The organism is Listeria goaensis (assembly GCF_900186125.1).
In the GTDB taxonomy this organism is placed as follows: domain Bacteria; phylum Bacillota; class Bacilli; order Lactobacillales; family Listeriaceae; genus Listeria; species Listeria goaensis.
Genome location: NZ_FYBQ01000018.1, coordinates 1 through 22,591 on the forward strand (window position 1 = coordinate 1; position 22,591 = coordinate 22,591).

General features: G+C 39.7%; 19 protein-coding genes, 1 pseudogene and 1 other annotated feature. Of the genes and pseudogenes, 13 read left to right on the forward strand and 7 right to left on the reverse strand.

Annotated features, from left to right (window positions below; genetic code table 11):
• From CFT42_RS14065 to CFT42_RS14080, 4 genes are all read left to right on the forward strand, one after another.
• The coding region (locus CFT42_RS14065; protein WP_179946587.1) for an HNH/ENDO VII family nuclease at positions 1 to 508 on the forward strand (508 nt) is incomplete at its 5' end.
• 13 nt (positions 509 to 521) lie between these two features.
• Entirely contained in the window at positions 522 to 992 is a 471-nt protein-coding gene (locus tag CFT42_RS14070; RefSeq protein WP_088816468.1) for an SMI1/KNR4 family protein, read from the forward strand.
• Between the two features lie 592 nt (positions 993 to 1,584).
• A complete protein-coding gene (locus CFT42_RS14075; RefSeq protein ID WP_088824940.1) occupies positions 1,585 to 2,103 on the forward strand; it encodes a DNA/RNA non-specific endonuclease in 519 nt (172 codons plus the stop codon).
• Entirely contained in the window at positions 2,103 to 2,597 is a 495-nt protein-coding gene (locus tag CFT42_RS14080) for an immunity protein YezG family protein (RefSeq protein ID WP_205408919.1), read from the forward strand. The genes CFT42_RS14075 and CFT42_RS14080 overlap by 1 nt, the downstream gene beginning before the upstream one ends.
• 202 nt (positions 2,598 to 2,799) lie before the next feature.
• Here CFT42_RS14080 and CFT42_RS14085 read toward each other — a convergent pair.
• Positions 2,800 to 3,192, reverse strand: a pseudogene (locus CFT42_RS14085) (transposase); the annotation flags it as partial.
• A gap of 13 nt (positions 3,193 to 3,205) precedes the next feature.
• Here CFT42_RS14085 and CFT42_RS14090 point away from each other — a divergent pair.
• Both CFT42_RS14090 and CFT42_RS14095 read left to right on the forward strand, forming a co-directional pair.
• The gene (locus tag CFT42_RS14090; RefSeq protein ID WP_240310424.1) at positions 3,206 to 3,307 is read left to right on the forward strand and encodes an IS110 family transposase; all 102 of its coding nucleotides are present in this window, start codon (positions 3,206 to 3,208) and stop codon (positions 3,305 to 3,307) included.
• Positions 3,279 to 3,623, forward strand: a complete 345-nt coding sequence (locus CFT42_RS14095) for an EndoU domain-containing protein (protein WP_088811051.1) — start codon at positions 3,279 to 3,281, stop codon at positions 3,621 to 3,623. The genes CFT42_RS14090 and CFT42_RS14095 overlap by 29 nt, the downstream gene beginning before the upstream one ends.
• Before the next feature lie 10 nt (positions 3,624 to 3,633).
• Here the strand turns inward: CFT42_RS14095 and CFT42_RS14100 are convergent, their stop codons facing one another.
• Together CFT42_RS14100 and CFT42_RS14105 are read right to left on the reverse strand one after the other, a co-directional pair.
• Complete coding sequence (locus CFT42_RS14100) at positions 3,634 to 4,281, reverse strand: DUF1295 domain-containing protein (RefSeq protein ID WP_088811050.1); 648 nt, start codon at positions 4,279 to 4,281, stop codon at positions 3,634 to 3,636.
• Between the two features lie 122 nt (positions 4,282 to 4,403).
• Positions 4,404 to 6,452 carry a DUF3592 domain-containing protein gene (locus tag CFT42_RS14105; protein ID WP_088816470.1) on the reverse strand — a complete coding sequence of 683 codons (2,049 nt, stop codon included), beginning with the start codon at positions 6,450 to 6,452 and terminating at the stop codon, positions 4,404 to 4,406.
• A 521-nt stretch (positions 6,453 to 6,973) separates the two neighbouring features.
• Between CFT42_RS14105 and CFT42_RS14110 the strand changes: the two genes are divergently transcribed.
• Entirely contained in the window at positions 6,974 to 8,962 is a 1,989-nt protein-coding gene (locus CFT42_RS14110) for an immunoglobulin-like domain-containing protein (RefSeq protein WP_088816471.1), read from the forward strand.
• Here CFT42_RS14110 and pabB read toward each other — a convergent pair.
• Complete coding sequence (gene pabB, locus CFT42_RS14115; RefSeq protein ID WP_088816472.1) at positions 8,953 to 10,689, reverse strand: aminodeoxychorismate synthase component I; 1,737 nt, start codon at positions 10,687 to 10,689, stop codon at positions 8,953 to 8,955. The genes CFT42_RS14110 and pabB overlap by 10 nt on opposite strands.
• Positions 10,667 to 11,245 carry an anthranilate synthase component II gene (locus CFT42_RS14120; RefSeq protein WP_088816473.1) on the reverse strand — a complete coding sequence of 193 codons (579 nt, stop codon included), beginning with the start codon at positions 11,243 to 11,245 and terminating at the stop codon, positions 10,667 to 10,669. The genes pabB and CFT42_RS14120 overlap by 23 nt, the downstream gene beginning before the upstream one ends.
• 127 nt (positions 11,246 to 11,372) lie before the next feature.
• On the opposite strand from CFT42_RS14120, the gene CFT42_RS14125 reads away from it, so the two are divergent.
• Positions 11,373 to 11,792 (forward strand): pyridoxamine 5'-phosphate oxidase family protein, encoded by a 420-nt coding sequence (locus CFT42_RS14125; protein WP_088811045.1) that lies wholly within the window; start codon positions 11,373 to 11,375, stop codon positions 11,790 to 11,792.
• A gap of 49 nt (positions 11,793 to 11,841) precedes the next feature.
• Positions 11,842 to 12,063: a binding site (T-box leader), on the forward strand.
• A gap of 267 nt (positions 12,064 to 12,330) precedes the next feature.
• Complete coding sequence (gene serS / locus CFT42_RS14130; protein WP_088811044.1) at positions 12,331 to 13,614, forward strand: serine--tRNA ligase; 1,284 nt, start codon at positions 12,331 to 12,333, stop codon at positions 13,612 to 13,614.
• An 88-nt stretch (positions 13,615 to 13,702) separates the two neighbouring features.
• Here the strand turns inward: serS and CFT42_RS14135 are convergent, their stop codons facing one another.
• Positions 13,703 to 14,458 carry a YveK family protein gene (locus CFT42_RS14135; protein ID WP_088816474.1) on the reverse strand — a complete coding sequence of 252 codons (756 nt, stop codon included), beginning with the start codon at positions 14,456 to 14,458 and terminating at the stop codon, positions 13,703 to 13,705.
• A gap of 661 nt (positions 14,459 to 15,119) precedes the next feature.
• Here CFT42_RS14135 and CFT42_RS14140 point away from each other — a divergent pair.
• From CFT42_RS14140 to CFT42_RS14155, 4 genes are all read left to right on the forward strand, one after another.
• Positions 15,120 to 16,898, forward strand: coding sequence for an asparagine synthase-related protein (locus CFT42_RS14140; RefSeq protein ID WP_117584607.1), 1,779 nt, complete (start codon positions 15,120 to 15,122; stop codon positions 16,896 to 16,898).
• A 194-nt stretch (positions 16,899 to 17,092) separates the two neighbouring features.
• Positions 17,093 to 18,541, forward strand: a complete 1,449-nt coding sequence (locus CFT42_RS14145; RefSeq protein ID WP_088811042.1) for a lipopolysaccharide biosynthesis protein — start codon at positions 17,093 to 17,095, stop codon at positions 18,539 to 18,541.
• A 365-nt stretch (positions 18,542 to 18,906) separates the two neighbouring features.
• The gene (locus CFT42_RS14150) at positions 18,907 to 19,962 is read left to right on the forward strand and encodes an O-antigen ligase family protein (protein WP_482796767.1); all 1,056 of its coding nucleotides are present in this window, start codon (positions 18,907 to 18,909) and stop codon (positions 19,960 to 19,962) included.
• Between the two features lie 155 nt (positions 19,963 to 20,117).
• Positions 20,118 to 20,783, forward strand: coding sequence for an MIP family channel protein (locus tag CFT42_RS14155; RefSeq protein WP_088811040.1), 666 nt, complete (start codon positions 20,118 to 20,120; stop codon positions 20,781 to 20,783).
• Between the two features lie 30 nt (positions 20,784 to 20,813).
• On the opposite strand, the gene CFT42_RS14160 is transcribed toward CFT42_RS14155, so the two are convergent.
• Positions 20,814 to 22,553, reverse strand: coding sequence for an ABC transporter ATP-binding protein (locus CFT42_RS14160; protein ID WP_088816475.1), 1,740 nt, complete (start codon positions 22,551 to 22,553; stop codon positions 20,814 to 20,816).
• Positions 22,554 to 22,591: the final 38 nt, after the last annotated feature.

Consider the following 22,591-nt stretch of genomic DNA (forward strand, 5'->3'; position numbering starts at 1 on the left):
TGGCACGCTTCGGGCATCCGCGTATGTGGAATCGGTGAAAGGTACGCTGGATGAAAGTGGCCTGATGGACGTGGTAATGGGGCTAGGCTTGAGTACGGCGGCGATTCGGGGGAGTATGACGTATGAGGGAGCTAGTGGGGCTAAGGTACCTAAAGACTATTCTCAAACTAGAGAATACTGGAAAAAAGATGTTGATTTTAAAGATACCAAAGTTTATCAAAGAAATGGTATAATTGATATTAATAGAGTAGACGTTAAAGGACGTTCAAACCTTCAAAGAATGGAACAAGGTTTGGCACCTTTAGGACCAGATGGAAACCCAGTGAATTTGCATCACATGACTCAACGAGATATAAGTTCTATTGCTGAGGTAGAGCAATCTTTCCATCAAACTAATTCTAAAACAATTCATATTAATCCTAACTCAGTTCCGTCTGGAATAGACAGAAAGTCTTTCAATAAATGGCGTTCGGATTATTGGGAAAATAGAGCAAAAGACTTTAAATAAAGGAGATATTACAATGAGTGGAGAGTATAATAAAGCAAAAGAACTAATTGAAGAGAATCAAGATTTAGTAGACGCTTTTGGGGGAGCTTCGGATGATATTATAAAAAAAGCTCAGACAGTTCTTGATTTACAATTCCCCGAAGATTATAAACTTTTCTTATCTTGTTTTGGTGCTTTAACTTTTGGTTCTATTGAAATCTATGGTGTTTTTAGAGAGGATTTTGAAAATTCGGGTGTTCCAGATACTATTTGGTCTACGTTAAATGAACGGAAATTAGTAAATATGCCCAAATATTTAGTTATTTTGTATAATACTGGGATGGGAGAAATGTATTGTTTAAACTACAAGGATTTGAATGAGAAAAATGAACCTAAAATAACATCATACTTCCCAGGTTTTTCTGAAGACGCACAAAAAAATGAAGTTTTATACAATAACTTTGGAGAATTTCTTTTAGACATGGTGAATGAAGAAATTCATTAAAAATAAAAAGGCACGTTACTATCCGATTGGCGTCGGATAGTAAAGCTTTGAACTCACTAATCAAGTTGCTAAAAGCTAGCTGTATTCATTGTATAGAAGCTGTACTACCGAAAAAGATATGAGAAAACTAACTCTGTAAAAAGAGTAGCATACTCATATCTTTTTAACTGCTTTCAAAAGTATAAAATCATTGTGTTGCTTGGTATGAGAGACGGCTTGTTAAGTGGACAGGAGCTGGATGGGAACAAACATCAAAGGGATTAAGTAACATGAAAGTATATCAAGCTAGGACTGTTACAAATAGTGGTATCTAAGCTAAACAAACATTCCCTGCTGAGGGCATGTAAGACATATAAATCTTGGCTATCTGAATAAAAAAAGGAACTTAGGAGAATGGCAATCAAGAAAATAAGTGGGACGAAGCTTTCTGAAAACTGATTTTGGTATAGAAAATCTAATATCTAGGCAAGATTGGAATAATTATTTTAAAGTCAAATAACTAGACATTGTCAAAGAAGAAAAAATTCTGGAAAACTATTTACAATTTGAGCAAGGTCATACCCACTTTTTCCAAGAACTTTTAGCGCTTGTGATGACGGCGCAAAGAACGATGCGGCTGCTTGAACAAAACGGAGTGGGTGTGCATGACCCGAAACTGAAGAAATACTTAGACAAGGCAGGAAAGTACTTAGATCCAAATGACTACCAAATTATCACGAATGAGGATTTAAATAAAAAAATCACTGAATCGTGGAAAACCGGCACCTATTATATGGACGGCACGCAATACACCGGTATGGCTGGTGGCACGCTCCGGGCATCGGCGTATGTGGAATCGGTGAAAGGCACGCTGGATGAAAGTGGCCTGATGGACGTGGTGATAGGGCTAGGCTTAAGCACGGCGGCGATTCGGGGGAGTATGACGTATGAGGAAGCTGGTGGAGAATGGTATAATATGGAAAAAAGTTGGTCAGACGCATTAAAATTTGGTAGTAAAGTTGAAGTTAACATTAAACCTAACTACAATTTGAATTCTGTTAGACCAGACAGCTTTAATGTAGAATATTGGATAGACGGAGAAAAATTTATTAAATTTATTAGAAAGCCTTGATGAAAGAAGTTGAGATGATGGAGCAAGAATTAGGAATATTATATAATGAATTAGCACAAAAAATTATTTCGATGATTCCGGTTGATTGGAGCAAAATATACTATCTTGGTGAGGTGGAAAAAAAACAAATGAGTTGGTCTTCTGTATTTTATTTTGAAGAAACTAGTTCAAAAAAATTTGTAAAATCTCATAACATACCAGAGAGATATAAAGTTTCTCAACAAATATATAATGATTTATTAGGAGAACTTAATTCGATATTACTAAAAATAAATAAATGTTTTGAAGAAAATGAACAACCGCTATGGGATCAATTGAGCTTTTCTTTAAATTCTAATGGAAAGTTTAATGTAGATTTTTTATACGATAAAATTTCGGATGATGATGGGCAAGTAAAAAGAGAAATCATTTGGGCTTATAATAGTTTTGAATTTAAGCCGAAAGAAGGCACTTTCACACGCAAATTATTAGACTCTTATTTAAGTGAACGCTAACTACTGAGATTACGAAAAAGAAAAATATTTAGAGGTTTGAAGATGTTATTGTGCTAGATTCTGAGGGTGAAACAAAAGAATTTTGAAAGAACAAGTTTAGATACTAAACTAAACGGTGGGCATGTTATGCTAAAAAGGCTCGAGGGACAAGTCAAAGTACTAGCTGGGTCTGTAAAGAATTTTGTGTAAGTTGTGTTTCTGGTTAAATGTATTTAGTGACTCTATCCTCAAAAAATATGACGAATTGTGATAGAATTTGTCCCCAATTGTGGACCTTCATGGTCCACTTTTTTGTGACATCTATCGTCACAAGATAAAGCATTTTTAGCAACGATTCATCTGAAGGAAAAACACTTTTTGATTTCGTTGATTTACGTAATTGACGGTGAAATCCTTCAATGATGTTAGTTGTGTAAATAATCCGGCGTAAATCTTCAGGATAGTTGAAGAATGTTGCTAATTCAGCCCAATGCTCCATCCAACTTTTTGTAATGATTGGATACTTCTTCCCCCATTTTTCGTCAAACGCACTTAGTGCTTCTAACGCTAGTTCCTCAGTAGCGGCTTTATAAATAGGTTTTAAGTCAGCTGTGACAGCTTGCGCATTAGTGGGACATATAGGCGACATTGAGCGTTTTTCAAATCCGCATAAGTTAGCTAATTATGCTGGAGTAGCCCCTCATGAAAGGTGGCGGACATGGACAATTTAACATTGATTTCTTAAAAGAAAATGGGTTTGAAGTAAATATTGAAAAAATTTATTCTAATGGTGTTAGAACTGGAAATGTACCAGACCATAAAGTTAAGGCTAAAAGAACAGGGAATAATCAATCTTGGTTTCCTGAAAACTGGATAAATAAAGATATAGAAAGTGCAGGACAACATGTTGCTAGTCAGCCAAACTTTGCTAGTGTTAAAGATAGAGAAGCTATTTTGGTGAGTTCAACGGTGTGCGAGTTGGGAATAAAAACTGATGGAAAACCTGCAACTATATTCCCAGATGCAACAAGGCAGGAAAATACTTAGACGTAAATGACTACCAAATAAATGGAATAAGCCTTTTCGTATGTTTTTGATAATCTTCAAATTGCGAACCGTATTTTTCTAATAAATATTTGTCTGCATTTGGAATGTAAGAGAAGACGAACATTAGGAATAAAAAGAGTGGGACGAGAAGTGCCCAAACGTTTATTGTTACCAAGGCAAATCCTGCAACCCATAAAATGTCACCGAAATAGTTAATATGAATGGCATATTTAAATAATCCGCCTCTATAAAGTTTACCTTTGTTTGCTGGATCGGCTTTAAAAGGTTTTCGTAGCAACTCAGAAGTTGTGTTAATGAAGCTACCAGCTAAGAAGAGGACTATTCCTATAACGTACATGGCGATATTCGAGTCTGCTTGACTGTACACTGTGAATAAGGGGAAACCGATGTAATAGATTGCAAATGCTAAACTGTTTCCGATGGATTCTTTCCAACTAATTCCACGTGGTAACCAGATGAAAAGCATCGCATTTAAGCGAAGGAAGGTAATTAGTAAAAAGATGATAATCGTATAGCGTATGTAGTTATCTAAGGTAGCATCGCGATAGAGAATAAAAAATGCGAGAATCAAATAAATAATCTGCGTAATGAATATGAATACCTTCGCAGCAGTCGTTTTTTGATGTATGCCGTACATGTTTACATCACTCCTTTTCCTAGGAATATTTTATTCGTTTATTGTAGCATACGGCGAGTCAAATAGCTGGGATGACGAAAAAATCGCAGGTCCCGTAAATCATTTGGGAACCTGCGATTTTTTTAGCTATAGCGTACGATAATTGCGTCGCCGCGCGTTTCGTCATATTGCACCCAGACGGAGTCACCAGAACGGGGGCTTGCGGTGGGCTCGATAGTTCCGACAGAGATGTAGCGACGGCCGTTAATGTCGAGTTCAACACGTGCTACGGGTCGTTCGCTTCTTGTGTAGCCAAGATAGTTTACGGAAGATATGACGGCGGAGCCTTCTTTTGCTTGGCTTAACCTTTTTCTTAAAGAAAAATCTTCCAGCGTGAACTTGATTGGGAGCGCCATTCCGATTTGCAGTGTCATCGTGTTTGGCACAAATTGGCTACTTTGGGTTGGAAAACTCGTTCCGTCTGCTTGAATGGTCAAGTCGAGCAGTGTCAATTTACGCCCGGAAATCGTTGCCGAAAGCGGCTTAACTGCGGTAACCGTGCCTTCTAGTGCAACCGAATCGGTATCGTTATATGCCGTGTTATACGCGAGTATGCGCGAAATGCCGCCAATTTCCATTAATTCCGCTGTTTTGCCGATTTCAAAACGGAATCCGTCCGGCTCGACAGCTGGAACATGGTATACCTTGCTATTCGCTTGGAATTCGAGTTCGACAGCGGTGCCACGGTTTGCCGCGCCATATGAACGCACAGCAGTGAGTTTGGCATTTGAAATGCGTTCTTCTTGTGCCGCCGTTTCCGTTGCCACGTCCGCTTCGTCCACGAACATAGCTTTATTTTTTTTCGGATTGTAGCGAATCATCACTTGCTGTCCAATCGGAATTTGCGTCAATACAGAAACAACGCGATGGACCTCGACTTCTTTCTTTTTCCCTTCGTAGATAAAGCTCAGTAAGAAACGAACTCTAGGCTGATTATTTATGTAGACGCCCGTTTCGTTTGCTGACACAATTGTAGCCGGCAAAACAACTGAGTCTTTTTTGTTGCGCTTATTGGCCGATTTACGAATAATTGTTCCGGAAACGCCCAATAAAATCAGCATGAGCGGAATGAACAGCCAGACTATCCAATTGATGGCGAGCGCCGGGTATTCTTTCAGGAATCCAAGGAATGAGCCCAATTTGCCGGTCATTTTTTGGTCCCACGCACTGACGTCTGCCGAAGCAATGATTTGCGCTTTGCCCGTTTCCAAATTGAACATGCCGGTCGTTTTGCCCGCTCCGTCATAGTACATCTCTTTCGCGTTTTCGTCTTTATAAAAAAGTGCGTTTCTATCCGCTAAATCTTCGTAGTTCGCTTTTTCAAATAGCGCGCTGACATCTGTTAAGCCGCTGTTCAGTTCATTGAATAAATACGCCGTGATACCGCCTTGCGTCTCATCTTCTGTGCTTGAGCCGATGAGCAAACTTTCTTTTGAATTCAGCGGAATGATGAGCGATTGATAAAGCGGTTTTGGTGTTATGAGCTTTTGTCCTGCACGAAAATCAGTGGGATTGATGTGGTAAATTTCTTTAGGGTACGATGTATCAACTTCCAGCAATTGATTTTTACTTAACCCTGTGTCTGCTAAAAATGGTTTTTGAATAGCTACATCTGAGTTCCCTTGTGCGATGGAATACGTGTTTTGGTTATTTAAAAGGCCACTTAATTGTACGGTGGAATCATCTTTTAAATTTACTAGCCAATAAGGTAATAGATTTCCATTATTTCCGTAGATAAGCGAAATACTTGTTGGCCTTGCTGATAAGCGTTTATCGTCTGCCAAATTTATAGCTGTAGCTTTGCCGTTTTGCACTTGGATATAATAGGTATCCGCCTTGTTTTCTGCACTAATAATGAGGCGCCCACGGTTCTGATAACTATTCGTTTTAAGGTAACTATCTAGTATGATTTCTTGTGATAGGATATTTTTCATGGTGCCATTTGCGTCAATTTGATGCAATTCGAGCTGTTCGTCTTCGGTTTTTGTTGCGATGACAAACGCGCCGTTTTGATAACTTGGAACCGCTTCTTTGAAAATATTAGAATCGAAAGTAAAGGTTTTTTCGATTGTTTGATCGTGCACGTCATATAGATTCGCGAGCAAGTCATCTTCGTTTGGCACAACTAACATTTTCTTCCCTTTTTCAAATAAAAGAAGATGCTTGGACTCTTTTATGTCGTTTTTTTGTGCCACCTGATAATCTTGGTAACTGTTGTAGACAGCTACAGACAGCACTATGGCTGGTATGAAAAAGAATAGTAATGGTTTAATCGTAAACGCCTCCCTTTGACGATGATGTATATAAGTGAACCTGTTTACTATTATACTATAAGATTGTCGGTTATTTTGCTGAAATATGAAGTAGTAAGGAGCGCAGCGTTAGCTAAAATGGAAGAAATACGAGAAAAACGAGATTTTTGTCATAACAAATTTTAAAAATTGTATCAAAATAATGATTTTTCGAAGCAAAAACTGCTATTTTGGTAAAAAAATTCACAAATTAGACACAACTTAGATGGATGTTGCTGCCGCAGTCAATTGGATTGAAAACAGCATGCTACATCTTCGCTGTGACTTGAAAAATGCATTGCTTATTTGGCATAAGCCAGCTATATTAAGAGCTGGTTCAATATTTTTCAAGGAGGACAATTATGAAAAAGTTCATTGGTGTCGTAAGCATTATCGTAATTTTAATGTTACCGCTTACTTCCTCTTTTTCGGCAAAAGCTGCAACTGGGAGCTACGGAGCAGGATTGACAGTGAAGTCAAAAATAACAACACGAGCAACCAATAAATCACTTAACTTCTTTCCTTATACAGATGACGATATACTGACTTATGAAGCACAAATGAGTATGAGTGGAAACTTTAAATCATGGGGACAGACCATTCACTTGGATAAAAATGACAAAATCGAGTTAACTAAAGCGCCAGAAATTGTGACAACTGGGGGTATTACGTCCGCAGATGTGAATGTAGAATATTCAAATGATGGTGTGAATTTTGAAACGGGAACACCTAGTGAAACGAATCGTTATCGCTGGGTAAAATATATGGTTACACAAGATGTAAAATGGGACACAACAACGCAACGTGTTCAGCTTTTCTTTGACGCTAAAAGTATTGCCAAAGAAGGCTTAACAGAAACGGATTTTAATCAAACAACGGGACATCAAGCGGAAGGACAATATTTTGCGACAGGGCGTGACGATAATCGCACGCGTACAACAAATATGTCGTATATGCCAACAGTGTTTTTCAAAAATCCTAAGATTTATGGGCAAACATTTGAGCGTTTAACGACCGAACATGGTATTCAAGGTTCATGGAGTACGCCAGCACCAAATAATCCGTTTGTATCTGGGATTGACGTTTTTTTATATGATAAAAATGACAATTTAATCGGGCAAACTGTTTCCGATCAAAATGGTTATTATGAATTCGATAAAATTTCGCGAACAGATGTGTACTACACGCACTTCAATGATCCGCAAAATCGTTATTATATGAGTTTCGTGCTGCGTTCATCAGACCCAGCAACGGCTGACCCAGGCGACTATGCTTGGTATAGTTTTGAAGGTAGTGATCAAACGGTTAGCGGAATTCAGTCTATTTACGATAGCGCCCGAAATAAGCAACTTAGGAAAGTAGAAAAGGCCATTGAAATCGAGACGCAAGATATTCACTATCGCATTGGTGACGAAAAACCAAATCTACGCCTCGGCGTAACGAAAGCCTATGATCGTTTTGAAGGAGACTTAACACAGTTCCGCCTTTATCACCAAGATGGCATGTTATTTTATGCAGATAGTCATAATGTGAATTGGGACGTTCCGGGTGTTTACCCAGTACAAGTCAGAATAATGAATATGAACGGTGCTTTCGGATATGGCGGTTCTCAAAACTCAACAACCACAGGCACGTTCAATGTGATTGTGACGAATTCGCTAGCACCAGTAATTGAGGCGGGCGATAGCGAAGTCTATATTGGCGAAAGTTTTGACCCGATGAAAGATGTCCGAGCAACTGATCCTGACGATGCAAGCGATATCACGGACCGGATTGTCATCGATGATAGTGCGGTAAACCTTCATGCGGTGGGAAAATATCCGATTAAATACAGTGTAACAGATAAAGACGGCGACAGCATAGAGAAGACGGTGTATGTCACTGTGCGCGACTTTACGATTGATGCGAGCGACGTCGAATTGTATGTCGGTGATGCGTTCAATCCGCTTGAACACGCTACAGCAAACGATTCCGTTGCGGGTGATATAACGAGCGATATCCGCGTCAAAGCAAGCAATGTCGACACCACGCAAGCTGGGAAGTACGCGGTCACTTACACGGCGACAAATCCAGACGGTCGTACAATCGAGAAAACCATTGCGGTCACAGTAAAAGACAAGGCAAGCCCTTTAATCCCTTTACCTCCTGAAAAAAGCAAGCCAGCGCCACCAAATGAAAATGCGAACAACGTAAAAGTCACGCCAACCAATGAAAAAACCATTACTAAAAGCTCGCTTGAAAAACAAGCGACAAGTTTACCGAAAACAGGAGATACAAATTCGCCATTTATAATTTTAGCTGGCCTTACGCTAGTTTTAGTTGCAATAAAAAGCAAGAAGCATCATTTCTGATGCTTCTTGCTTTTTTTCATCTTAATTTCCACAAAACCGCGGACACTATTTGTTAAAAAAACGCGTGAAGCCAGCTGTAAATCGCGGAACGTCAAAACTTGCTCAGAAATTTCCCCCTCTTCAAGCAAAGCCTGCCGAAAAATTCCGGGCAAAAGTCCGCACGAAAGCGCTGGTGTCACAAGTTTCCCGCCGATTTCCAAAACAAGGTTTCCGGAAATGAACTCCGTAAGCTCCTCTTTTTCGTTATAAAGCAAGGTTTCCGTGACATCTGGTTCACGCAGCTCCTCGTACATTTCGCGGCGGGTCGTTTTATGCGCCAAAAACGAATTTCGCGGTAGCGGTTTTGATGCAATTTTGGCCGTCCAGACGGGTGTTGTACAACTTATTTCCTGTACATCAAAAACAAAATCGCCGTTTCGCTTTAGCTCGGCCCGAAATTTAAACACGCCATTTGAATGCTCTGCTGCGGCCGTTTGCCACAATGAACGTGCGGCAGAACGCTCGAACGGCAACGCCCAAATTTGCGCGCTTTTTTCCATACGATCCAAATGGGCCTGAAGCCGTTTTAACTCCCCATTTTCAAGCCGCAAACTTTCAATTAATTCCACCGGCGGAAAAGCATCTGCCAAAACGGCCGATTTCGCTTCAATTTCTGCAAACTCCGCCGCCGCGTCTGAATCCCAAACAATGCCGCCACCAACCCCGTAACGCGCCACATTTGCTCGTAAATCAATTTGAATCGTCCGAATCGGCACACTCCAAATCATGTCCCCGTCTGGTTTCACGTAACCAATTGCGCCGCAGTAGACTCCGCGCGCCGAAGTTTCGAGCTCGGTAATGAAATCCATCGTGTTTTTCTTCGGCGCCCCTGTAATCGAGCCACATGGGAAGAGCGCTTCAAAAATCTCAAAAAGCGATTTCTCAGACGCCAGTTCCGCTGTCACCGTGGACGTCATTTGCCACACCGTCGGATACGGCTCAAGCTCGCATAATCGCGGCACGCGCACAGAACCCGGGCATGCAATTTGGCCAAGGTCGTTTCGCAGCAAGTCGACAATCATCACGTTTTCCGCCCGATTTTTTTCGTCGTTCGCCAGAAAATCCCGTCTCACCGCGTCCAATTCCGCCGTGTCCCCCCGTCGAACCGTGCCTTTCATCGGCCGCGTCGTCACTTTCCCCTTTTCCACCTTGAAAAAAAGCTCAGGTGAAGCAGAGAGAATTTGATGCGCGTTGGTCGTAAGCATGGCCGTGTACCGTGCCTCGCTTTGTTCGCGTAGGTGCCTGTAGGCTGAGCCCGCCTCAAATCCTGCCAGCACAGGGCTGTTTAAGCGTAGCGTAAAGTTCGTTTGATACGTATTTCCGGCCGCAATTTCCGCGCGAATGCGCGCAATGCGTGACTGATATTCAGGAAAAGTCATATCTGCGGTAAACGCAAAAGTCGGTTTAATACGCGGTGGCGCCTCAAAATTTGGAACCGGCGAATCAAATACCCCAAACCAAACGAGCGGCAAATTTTTATCCGCACAAAAGGTCCGCAAATATTCATTGAAGGCAGGCGCCGCTTCGTAGCTCACAAAACCCGCAATATAATAGCCGTCTTTCCGCCATTTCTCCGCCCGCTGAAAAACAGCCGCCACTTCCGCATGTGTGAACGCCATTAAAATTTCCTTCGGCTCACTAAAACACATTGTCTGCCCTTCAAAATCAAAACGCAACTGATTTTCCATACGCCACCTCTAAAAAGTTTTTCAAAATATGATGCCCATGCTCTGATAAAATGGCCTCTGGGTGAAATTGCACGCTATAAATGGGAAGTGTCCCGTGTTCCATCGCCATTAAAACGCCGTCCTGTGTCCAAGCCGTTTCAATTAGCGGTGCCAGAACCCCAGTTACCGCAAGCGAATGATAGCGCGCTACATCAAACGTACGAGGCAAATTGCGGAACAATTGCGATTCATTATGCGTCATGGCACTTGTTTTGCCGTGAACAATTTCGGGGGCAGAAACAACACGTGCACCGAAAAATGTGCCAAGCATTTGATGCCCCAAGCAAATCCCTAAAATGGGTTTTTTATCAAAATAACGCTCTATAAAAGCCAGTGTTTCCGGATAATCGGTCGGTTTCCCGGGGCCTGGTGACAATATGACGGCCTCATAATCATCTAACTGGGTGAGAAGAGGTAAATTCTCCGAAAAGACGACGTTCATGTCTGCGTTTAGTTCCAAAAAATATTGATAAAGGTTATATGTAAATGAATCGTGATGGTCGATGATAAGTAACATTGTCCGCCCCCCTTTTTTTTCGCTACTATTTCTTTTATAGCAAATTCAAGCAGGTTATACAAGTTAAGTTTGAACTTTTCGCCGTGGTGGAATGAAATAGAAAAAGCATCATTTTGGAGGGATAGAAATGCGAAACGAGCTGGAGGAACGAATTTTAAATGTGTTAGATGATCATAAAATCGGCGTTATGGCTACAGTGAAGGATAAATATCCGCACGTGAGATACATGACTTTTTTTCATAAAGGGCTAACGCTCTACACGGCAACGTTAAATACGCTTCCGAAATTGGACGAGGTGGAGCGAAATCCGCATGTTTCAGTACTTATCGGCTATGAAGGTGAACATGTAAAGACGGCTTTCGTTGAATTTAATGGTCGTGTTGTTGTAGAGCAAAATGAAGCGATTGTTGAAAACATTTGGGAACAAATCAACTCGGAATGGGTGGATAAAAAGCAACCTGGTTTTACGGTACTGAAAATCATTCCAGAGCAGATTCGCTTGTTTGACCTACCCACGGAGGAGCCAGAAGTACTGGATTTAATTTAAAGGCTTGAAAAAATCTCTTGAATGGTTTAGAATACAACTAAATTGATAAAAGAAAACGTTGACAAGAAATAGTACCAAATTTTTTGTTTGTGAGAGAGCAGATGGCTGGTGAAAATCTGTAACAAAAATTTGCGAATCCCTCTTGGAGTGAATGGTGGAACACATTTTGTTAGTAAATCATTCCGGTGCGAACCGTTAAATCCAAATGAAGCTGGAGATTTTCACAATCTCAACTAGGGTGGCAACGCGGATATCAACCTCCGTCCCTTCTCTGTATATTTGTACAGGAAGGGGCGGAGGTTTTTGTTGCGGCTCTTAGTGCTTCAGCACTTAGAGCCGCAATATAAGACCGAGCAAGGCGAGGTGTTAATCCATCAAAAGTCTCTTAGAACTTCAGCACTTAGAGCCGCAATATAAGACCGAGCAAAGCGAGGTGTTAATCCATCAAAGCTCTTAGAACTTCAGCACTCAGTCTACCCACCCGCCCAACCAAGCAAACATACACCCCAACACCATATAATCAAAGGAGGAAAAAATCATGTTAGACGTAAAATTACTAAGAAACAACTTTGAAGAAGTGAAAGCAAAACTCGCGCATCGCGGTGAAGACCTCGGTGATTTTGAAAAATTTGGCGAACTAGACGCGCGTAGACGTACGCTAATACTCGAAACCGAAGCCCTTAAATCAGAGCGTAATGCCGTTTCGGAACAAATTGCTGTTTTAAAACGCAACAAAGAAAATGCCGATGCAAAAATTGAGGAAATGCGAATTGTCGGCGATAAAATTAAAACGCTCGATATTGAACTGAAGGACATTGATGAAAAATTAAACGCGATTTTGATGGCAATTCCAAACATTCCGCACGAATCAACTCCGATTGGCGAAACAGAAGATGACAATGTAGAGATTCGCAAATGGGGCGAACTTCCAAACTTCAACTTTGAACCAAAAGCGCACTGGGATTTAGGCACGAACCTTGATATTTTAGATTTTGAAGGCGCCGGCAAGGTAACTGGAAGCCGCTTCGTATTTTATAAAAAGCTCGGAGCACGCCTTGAACGCGCGCTTTTAAACTTCATGATGGACCTTCATTCCGAAGAGCATGGCTACGAAGAGATGCTTCCGCCGTACATGGTGAATCGCACGAGTATGACTGGGACAGGCCAGCTTCCGAAGTTCGAGGAAGATGCTTTTCTTGTTGAAAAAGAGGATTATTTCTTGATACCAACAGCTGAAGTCCCAGTGACAAATTACCACCGGGATGACATTTTAAAAGCAGAAGACTTACCGCGCAAATACACGGCGTTTAGCGCGTGCTTCCGCTCAGAAGCAGGTTCTGCGGGTCGCGATACACGCGGACTAATCCGCCAACACCAGTTCAACAAAGTCGAATTGGTCCAGTTCGTAAAACCAGAAGATTCCTACGAGGCGCTCGAAAAGTTAACGAACAACGCAGAAGAAGTTTTAAAACGATTAGAACTCCCGTATCGCGTGCTTAGCATGTGCACCGCCGACCTAGGTTTCACAGCAGCCAAAAAATACGATTTAGAAGTGTGGATTCCAAGTTACGGGACGTACCGCGAAATTTCTTCTTGCAGTAATTTCGAAGCTTTCCAAGCACGCCGCGCCAATATCCGTTTCCGCCGTGAACTAAACGGCAAGCCTGAATTCGTGCATACATTAAATGGATCCGGCCTAGCAATTGGTCGCACAGTCGCTGCCATTTTAGAAAACTATCAAGAGGAAGACGGCTCAATCCGCATTCCAAAAGCACTTCAATGCTATATGGGTGGAATTGAGAAAATCGAAGCACCTAAATAATTAGATTTTGTTCCGTCAAAATAAAAAAGCATCATTCAGTAATCATGCCATCTCGAAAAAGGGGCTTTACTGGAATGATGCTTATTTTTTATTTATGTCCCAAACTCTTTTTTTGTAGGTTTGTACTTCTAAGACCAGACGCATTTTTTCTAGTAGTTGCTAAGTTTTCTGGTTCTATCTTATTAATAGAAGTTAAAACAACTAATCCAAGGTTTCGTTCCACGTCTTGAGCGGTTTTAATTGTATTATCAAACAGATTTCTAATGAACATAATTATAATGCCAAGTATTAATCCAAATGCTACTGAAAGAGCTAACATGATAGACTTGTGTGGTTTTATAGGAGCCATTTTAGGGCTATAAACAGCGGGCGATAAAGTATAAACATTATTGACGTTCATGATTTTTGGTATGGTCTTACTAAATATATTAACAGTTTCATTTGCGATTTTAACAATATCTTTTGGATTAGAGCCTTCCACGCTGACTTGTATAACTTGAGAATCAGTAGGACTTGTTACGGTAATCATTTGGCTTAGTTCATCGACGGTGTACTTGTTATCCATTAAGCTTGAAACTTGGGATAAAATACGCGGACTTTCCATGATGGAAGTATAGGTATTTACAAGTTTTAGATTGGCTTGCACATCTTCTGCTTGGGAAGTGCTTTTTTCAGAATTCGCTTGATTGATAAGCACTTCAGATTCACTTTTATAAATGGGTACAGAAAAAAAATAGAGATAGATAACCATTACTAATAAACTAGCACAAGTACTAAAAATAATAATCCACTTGTTTTCTTTCAAAATATTCCATAATTGACTTACATCTAGGGTATTTTCCATGGCTTCCTCCTGGTTTTATCAACACTAAAAATGCTTTCCGTGATTTCTAGGCTGATTCTAAAATAATGTAGTGCTAACGAGAAGAGAGTTACAACCTTTTTGTTGCATAACCAATCCATATATCGCGCGTATAATATTAAAAGATGTGTATATTTCAGACTGGTGACAAACAGCAATCTTCGTCGTTAAAGCCTCCGTTCCGCTCCGCTTCGCCTAACTTCTCACATGGTCGGGCAAACTACGCCCTTCCTGTTTTCAGTCATCACGTACTCAAGTACGCTCCGGTGCGGTACTCGGATTTGCCTAGAATCTCACTATTTGTCATCAGTCTGATTGTGCGTGGTACGTTTTGTTTGGCTTAAGTTTAGAGTTTTTCTGCAAACTGATATTTATTGGTCATTTTTCGCGCATGTTGTTAATTTTATCACAAAGGAACTAACTGCTACATTTTAGCACTATTTATGTAGCTTGAGAAGAGCTGAAATCACACTTTAGTAGCTTATTTATCTATATAGGCCTAAAAATGGGGCGAAAATGTGACAGTTTATTTTATGAGGGCTGTGTAAGGGCTTAATCACGTTGACAAGCATTAAGAGGCGTAGTATATTTTAACACAAGGTTAATTTTATAATTACAGCTAAAGAAAAGAGGTCAATTTAATATGCCGGGTTTTTTTGGATTTATTTCAAATAAAGAAACAGCATTAGAAAAAGATATAGAGATTTATGACATTATTGAGGCAAACGATAACCTTATTGAAGAAAAAAATACAGTGAATACACCAAATTTATACGGTCGTTTTTTTAGAAATACAGTTAAAAAATTTGAACAAGATAAGACTTTTTCTCAAAATGAGGAAGCGTTTTTTATTGTTGACGGGGTAATTTTAAATAAACTTGATTTAATGGAAAAATATGAAATTAAAGATCGGAATATGTTTTCCTTAACGCAAAAGATGGCTCAATCTGCATCTAAGCCATTCTTTAATGAATTTCGCGGACATTTTTCAGGGGTGTTTTTAGACAAAACATCACATACTTTTAATCTATACACAAATCATATCGGAAATAAGGAAGTCTTTTATTATTTAGACAAACAGACAGATATTTTGTATTTTGGTACGGATGTAGACATTCTTGTGAAGTTGGTGCATAAACATGCAGGCAAACGTTTCAAACTAAAAAAGAATGCAGCGTATAGCATGATTACGCATTCCTATACATTATGTAATGATACGCTTTTCGAAGACATGTACCGATTAACACCAGGACATTATTTACAATATTCAGCCAATGGAATTGAAAAAAAATGCTATTTTGAAATAGATAATACGCCAATCGATATTACAGAAGAAGAAGCAATGGCTAAAATCGACGAACTCTTTAGAAATTCTGTAAAACGTTCTTTTGAAAAAGATAAGGAATATGGCTACAAGCATATAGCCGCTTTAAGTGGTGGTTTAGACTCAAGAATGACGACATGGGTTGCGCATGATATGGGCTATACAGACACATTAAGTTATACTTTTTCACAAACTGATTATATGGACGAAACGGTTCCAAAGAAAATGGCGAGTGAATTGAAGAATGAATGGCTGTTTAAGTCACTAGATAATGGGATATATTTGTACAAATACTTTGAAGAAGCGGTGAAGATTTCTGGAGGTAGATGTCAGAGCTGTAGTATCACGCCTACGCTTAGCATGGCTAACACGTTAAACATGGATCAATTTGGTATTGTTCATACGGGGCATCTAGGCGGTGCTATTTTAGGAACGTATTATGAAAAAGGTAGGAAGCAAGAATTCCATCCTGGTTCAGGTGCGAACTCGACGCGTTTGATTGAGAAAGTTCAATATACGGAAGAAAATTCCTTCCATTTAAAAGATAAAGAGATTTTTAAACTGTATAATCGCGGTTTTACTGGGAATCTTATGGGCTTAAAACCATTTCTTAAAACGACGGAAGCCATTTCGCCGTATACGGATGTTGAATTTATGTCGTTCACTTTGACGTTACCATTTAAATACCGTACAGGGCATAACATTTACATTAAATGGATTAATAAATATTATCCAGAAGCTGCGAATTTCGTTTACGATAAGGTGAAAGGAAAAATTAATAGAAAATTAATTAGAGTTAAAGGTGTATCAATTCCTTGGACAAGTATTCCTGCAGCGTTTGTAAAACTTGTGAAAATCAAGCTAGGTCTGAAATTGAATTCCAAGAATCATATGAACCCTATTGACTATTGGGCGAAAATCAATCCAGATTTAAGTAATTTCTACCAAGAATCATTTAATAAAAATATCGATTTAATTAAAGATGAAGAACTAAAGAAAGACTGTCAATTTGCATTTGAGTCGGGGAATTCAATGGAAAAAGACCAAATCATTAGTTTTATGGAGTTTTTGAGAATTATGAAAGGGTATATGGAATAAATTCATATATTCTTCAATCGACTTTATGCGTATTTTTTGTTCGCTAATTGTTAGAAGATGGTGCACATCTTATCAATTATTGCGTCCAACTTGTTGTTTGCTTATCTCGAAGTTTGCCTAGGTAATTCTTAACGCCGATGCAGACAAAAAGTTAATTTTGCTTGAAGGGGTACCGCAGAGAGGACATCTAGGCTATGAAAAAAAGTAACAGCATTTTAAATAAATTTTTATCGATTTCGATCGGGAGCTGGGTAGCTCTTATTATTGGATTCATTAGTACACCGATTGCAACGCGGTTAATTTCACCGGATCAGTTTGGTAAGGTGTCAATGTTTTTGCTAGCAGCTGAAATACTAGGCGCTGTGGCATTATTAGGCGCTGACCAGAGTTTTAACCGCTTTTTTTATGAAGAAGAAGAGGATAAGCGAAAGTATTTATTGTTAATTTGCTTGAAGCTTTCTATGCTTGCTTTTGCGATATTGTCAATCGGCGTATTGATTTTTTATAAAGATATTTCGAATTTTATCTTCTCATACGTTAGTTTTTGGCTAGTATTGCTACTTGTTTTGTATGCACTTTTACGGATAATTAATACGTATGCTTCCGTAGTTGTTAGAATGCAGCAGAAAGGTAAAGTGTTCTCGTTTAAACTCATTTTGAGTAAGTCGCTTGAGTTTGCTGGGATTTTGATGTTCGCCTTTTTCTTAGGGAATCAATTTGAAGTTATTATTTATGCTTATATGTTTAGTATGGCGGTTGTTTCGATCGTTATAATCGGAGTGGAGCACAAGTTTTGGAATTTCTTTAAAAAAGGAAGTATTAAAATTAAAAGCCACTCGTCTGATATTCTGAAATACGGCGTTCCGCTAATGGTGACGCTCTTAATGACGATGCTATTTGAATCCATTGACCGAATTGCGATTAAACAATGGTCGAATTACACTGAAATTGGTTTGTATTCTGCGGCTTTTAAAATTGTGACGATTTTAAACACGCTACAACTTAACTTTACTGCGTTTTGGGTGCCTTTAAGTTATGAGAAATTTAAGGAGAACCCGAATAATACTAAGTTTTTCAAGGATATGCAAGTGGTCGTTAGTTATGCCATGTTAATTATCGCAGTGTTAGTCGTGATGTTTAAAGACGTTATTGTTCTTATGCTTGGAAGCGAATATGGTGGTGCCGCACAAATTATGCCATTCTTAGTATTTGTTCCAGTGCTCTACACGATATCAGAAGTAACCGTAGTAGGAATTAATTTTTATAAAAAAACGAAGCTCCATATCCTTATTGTGGCTCTAGTATGTTTATGTGGAGTTATAGGAAACTTGTTGCTCGTGCCATATATAGGTGCAACAGGGGCCGCGATATCTACAGGCCTATCCTATATCGTATTCTTTTCACTAAGAACTTATTTCTCATTAAGGTACTTTAAAGTAAGTTATAAGCTGTTTCAATTATATGCAAGTATTGCGCTGTTAGTAGGCTATGCCTTTTATGCGACTTTTGTAAAAGATATATGGAGTTCGTTCTTTATTGGAGTCGTTCTATTAATTGTCATTTCGGTGATGTATCGTGGCACTGTGAAAATGATGTGGCAAAAATCAATGGGAATTGTAAGGTCATTTTCACGAAAAGGGTAAAAAGGGTTCTTCATTTTAGAGTAAACCTATATTGTGATTGAAAATGTTTTGATATATACTAAAAAACGGGAAAATTTATAGAAAAAATAAAGATGTGTAAGGATGTAATTGTCATTAAAAACAGACCTCTAAACGTATATATTTTTATAATACTAACTGTAGCCTGCCCAATTATAGACATGATAAATGGTTTCTTTCTAGCATCAGGAACTTCTACACCTATAGGAATGGTTTATCGATTTGGATATTTTGCTTTCTTAGTTTTAATGATTATTGTTGAGAAACTTCCGAAAACATATTATACCTATCTAACCATTTTCTTTATACTCGGAAATTTATTAATGTTTTGCTTGCAAGGTATTTTCTTGAAGAATAGTCCCGCGTGGATATTCGCAGACTTTTCGGTGTACATTAAATATTTCCTGTGGGTGCTAATTCCTTATTATGTTTATCAGCGAAGAGAAATTTTCAAAACCATTAATTTTGAAAATATCTTTCTTGCATTAGGCTCTTTGCTCACAGCAGAACTTTTGATTCCGTATGTTTTAGGTGTCGGGCGTCAAACTTATTCAACAGCAGGAGCAGGATATAAAGGCTTTTTCTTTGAGCAAAACTCCATTTCATTTGCGCTTATCATTACACTCACAATAACGACGCATGTCCTTATTAAAGAGCTACAAAAAAGATGGGGCAAGAAAGTGTTCTTTTTACTCTTACTTTTTGCTGGAAATGTAGTGAGTTTATTCCTTTTGGCAACAAAAACGGTCGTTGTGTACGCGGTTCTGACTGTTGCGTACCTTTTAATTAGAGTAGTTTTCAAAAAACATTACCATTCAAATGTGCAGCGAGCTTTTGTTTGGCTTACGGCCATGTTTGCAGTAATCTGGATATTCTTTAGAGGAATTCAATCAGCGACAGAACTTGTCGCAGGTTCCGTTACTCGGATGCAATATTTTTACAGAGTCTATGATGGTGATTTGCTTCGCTTGCTGTTTAGTTCTAGAAACGTATTTTTAGAAGGTGCCGCCAAGTTATTCTTTAATGATCCCAATTTTGCGTTCACTCTTTTTGGTGGACAAGGATTCCAGTATCGTTTTGAGAAATTTGGGCGTTTAGGCGTTGTTGAAATGGATTTCTTTGATTTATTTTTCGGTATGGGACTTATCGGAACGGCGTTGTTTATTTTTATGATGCTGTATTTCATCTTCCGCGCTTTTAAACGCAAAATGAAATCAATTTATACGTTTGCGCTAGTCATTACATTAGTCTATATCTTTTTTGTTGGACACGTTCTGTTTTCTGCAATGTCGGCAACGTTCCTCGGCTTAATTTGTGCAGGAATTATTTTGGCAAGTAGCAAAAAGGATGATGACGGTGCAAAATTAGAGCTCGACCAACCCGAAAACAATACATCAACCTAATTTTGCGTGAAGTTTAGAGGTTTTTGACATGTCGGCGGCCATTTAAAATGGCTGCTTTTTTTGTTTTGAAAAATACACAACTTATCCATATCTTTCTAGGCGGATTTATGGTATTTTTAAACATGTTGATTCAATTTTGAAAGGAGGGAAATAAGATGAGAAAAGCAATTGCTGAATTTATTGGAACTTTTGTTTTAGTATTGTTTGGTACCGGGACGGCTGTTCTAGGCGGCGGGATTGAAGGCATTGGCATTCCAGGCATTGCGCTTGCATTCGGTTTATCGATTGTGGCGATGGCGTATAGTATTGGAACAATTTCCGGGTGTCATATTAATCCGGCGGTTTCCATTGCGATGTTTGTCAATAAACGTTTGTCTGCGAAAGACTTGGCTGTATACATAGTAGCGCAAATTTTAGGTGCCATTGTGGCGACGCTAACACTGCGTACGTTCTTAATTTCTTCAGACTTGGCCACTACTAACTTAGGGCAGAATGGTTTTGGGAACTTAACTGCTTCAGGCGCGTTTCTAGTAGAAACTATTTTAACGTTCGTTTTTGTTTTAGTTATTTTAATTGTAACAGGAAAAAATGGGAACGCACCGTTTGCTGGTCTAGTTATTGGTCTAACACTCGTTTTAATCCACTTATTAGGTATTCCATTAACGGGTACATCTGTGAATCCGGCGAGAAGTATTGGCCCGGCACTATTTGCTGGCGGCGAAGCACTTTCGCAACTTTGGCTGTTCATCGTAGCACCGATTGTCGGTGGCGCACTTGCGGCTATTGTAAGCAAATTCGCGTTTAATAGTGAAGAGAAGTAAATAAAAAAACCACGAATTTTCGTGGTTTTTTTATTGCAATTGTTGCTCGGCGAAAGAAGCATAGAGCGGGTGGCTTTCGACTAATTCGGTGTGCGTTCCGCGTCCTGTAATTCGCCCGTTTTCAATGAAGAGGATTTGGTTTGCTGACACGATGGTCGACAGGCGATGCGCGATAACGAAAGTTGTTCGGCCAGACATTAAGTTCGCGAGTGCTTGCTGCACAATTTGTTCGGACTGGCTGTCTAGGCTGGCCGTTGCTTCGTCAAGCATTAAAATTTTAGGATTTCTTAGGAAAGCACGTGCAATCGCAATTCGTTGTCGCTGCCCGCCAGAAAGCTTAATGCCGCGTTCGCCCACTTCAGTTTGCATTTTTTCTGGCAACTTCTGAATAAATTCATCGGCGTAGGCAAGTTTTGTGACGGCCCACAATTCGTCTTCGCTCACTTCGCGGTCTAAGCCGTAGGTCAAATTGTCGGCGATTGTGCCGTATAGCATAGCACTTTCTTGTGAAACGTAGCCAATTTGGGAGCGCCAAGACTTGGTCGAAATCGCTGTAAGCGGTGTGTCGCCAACGTAAATCGCCCCGGTCGCAGGCTCGTAGAAGCGTTCTAAAAGGGCGAACAAAGTCGATTTTCCGCCACCACTTGGACCAGCAAAAGCCACAACCTCACCCGGATTCGCAGTAAAGCTGATGCCGTCAAGAATGGTGTCACTGCCCGCATACGCGAAGGATACATCTTCAATATGAACTTTTTCCCCCGAAATATCTTTTTCAACACCATTTTGAAGTTCTTCACTCTCTTGGTCTAAAATCTGTGAAATTCGTTCGGTGGCTCCTTTAGATTTCTGTAGTTGCGTGAAGAATGTGACAAACGATGTGACTGGCACAATAATTTGAAACAAATAAAGCAGAAAGGCGATAAGCGTTCCGGTTGAGAGTGTGCCAGAAGTGACACGGATACCGCCATAACCAATGATTGCTACGATAACCCCCATGACGACAAAGAAAATGAGCGGAGCGAGGACAGACACAACTTTTGCCTCGCGAATACCAAATCCAAACAAGCGATTGATACCTTCTGAACCACGTTTTTGCTCTAAATCTTCCGCGTTTGATGCCTTCACTAGACGTGCTTCTGACAACGTTTGACTAATCATACCCGTAAAGTCGGCGGTTTCCTTTTGAAGGCCTTTGGAAATTTTGAACATGCGCTGCCCAAGCGGTGCTACGATTAGTGCGGTGACTGGGACGGCGATTAAAATAACGAGAGTCATTTTCCAATCCATGAAAAGTAAAATAGTGACGGCGCCGATAACCGAAATAATCCCTGTAACAAATTGCGGCAGATGGTCTGCGATAAGCTCTTTAAGTAAGACGGTATCATTAATCATTCGACTTACGGTTTCGCCAGTTTTGGTATTATCATAATATGGAACTGGTAAGTGAATGATTTTATTCCATAAACGAATACGAATGGTGGCTACCATTTTTTGCCCCATATAATTAAGTAAAAAAACAGAGAAGCCATTTGCGATTGCCTGAAGGACAAATGCGGCCACGATGATGGCAATTAAACTGCCGTTTATTTGTGATAATGAAAAGCCATCAATTAAATCTTTTGTAAAAAGTGGCACTACAAGGCCGGCGACGGTTGTAATGATGCTCGTGATTAAGGCAACACCGATAATCCAGTTCGCTGGTTTTACGGATCCTAGAAGACTGAAAAATTTGTTCCATGTATAGGTTGTTTCAGTTGTTTTTTTATTCATGTATTTTTCCCCCATTCCTGTTCTATTATATAGAGAAA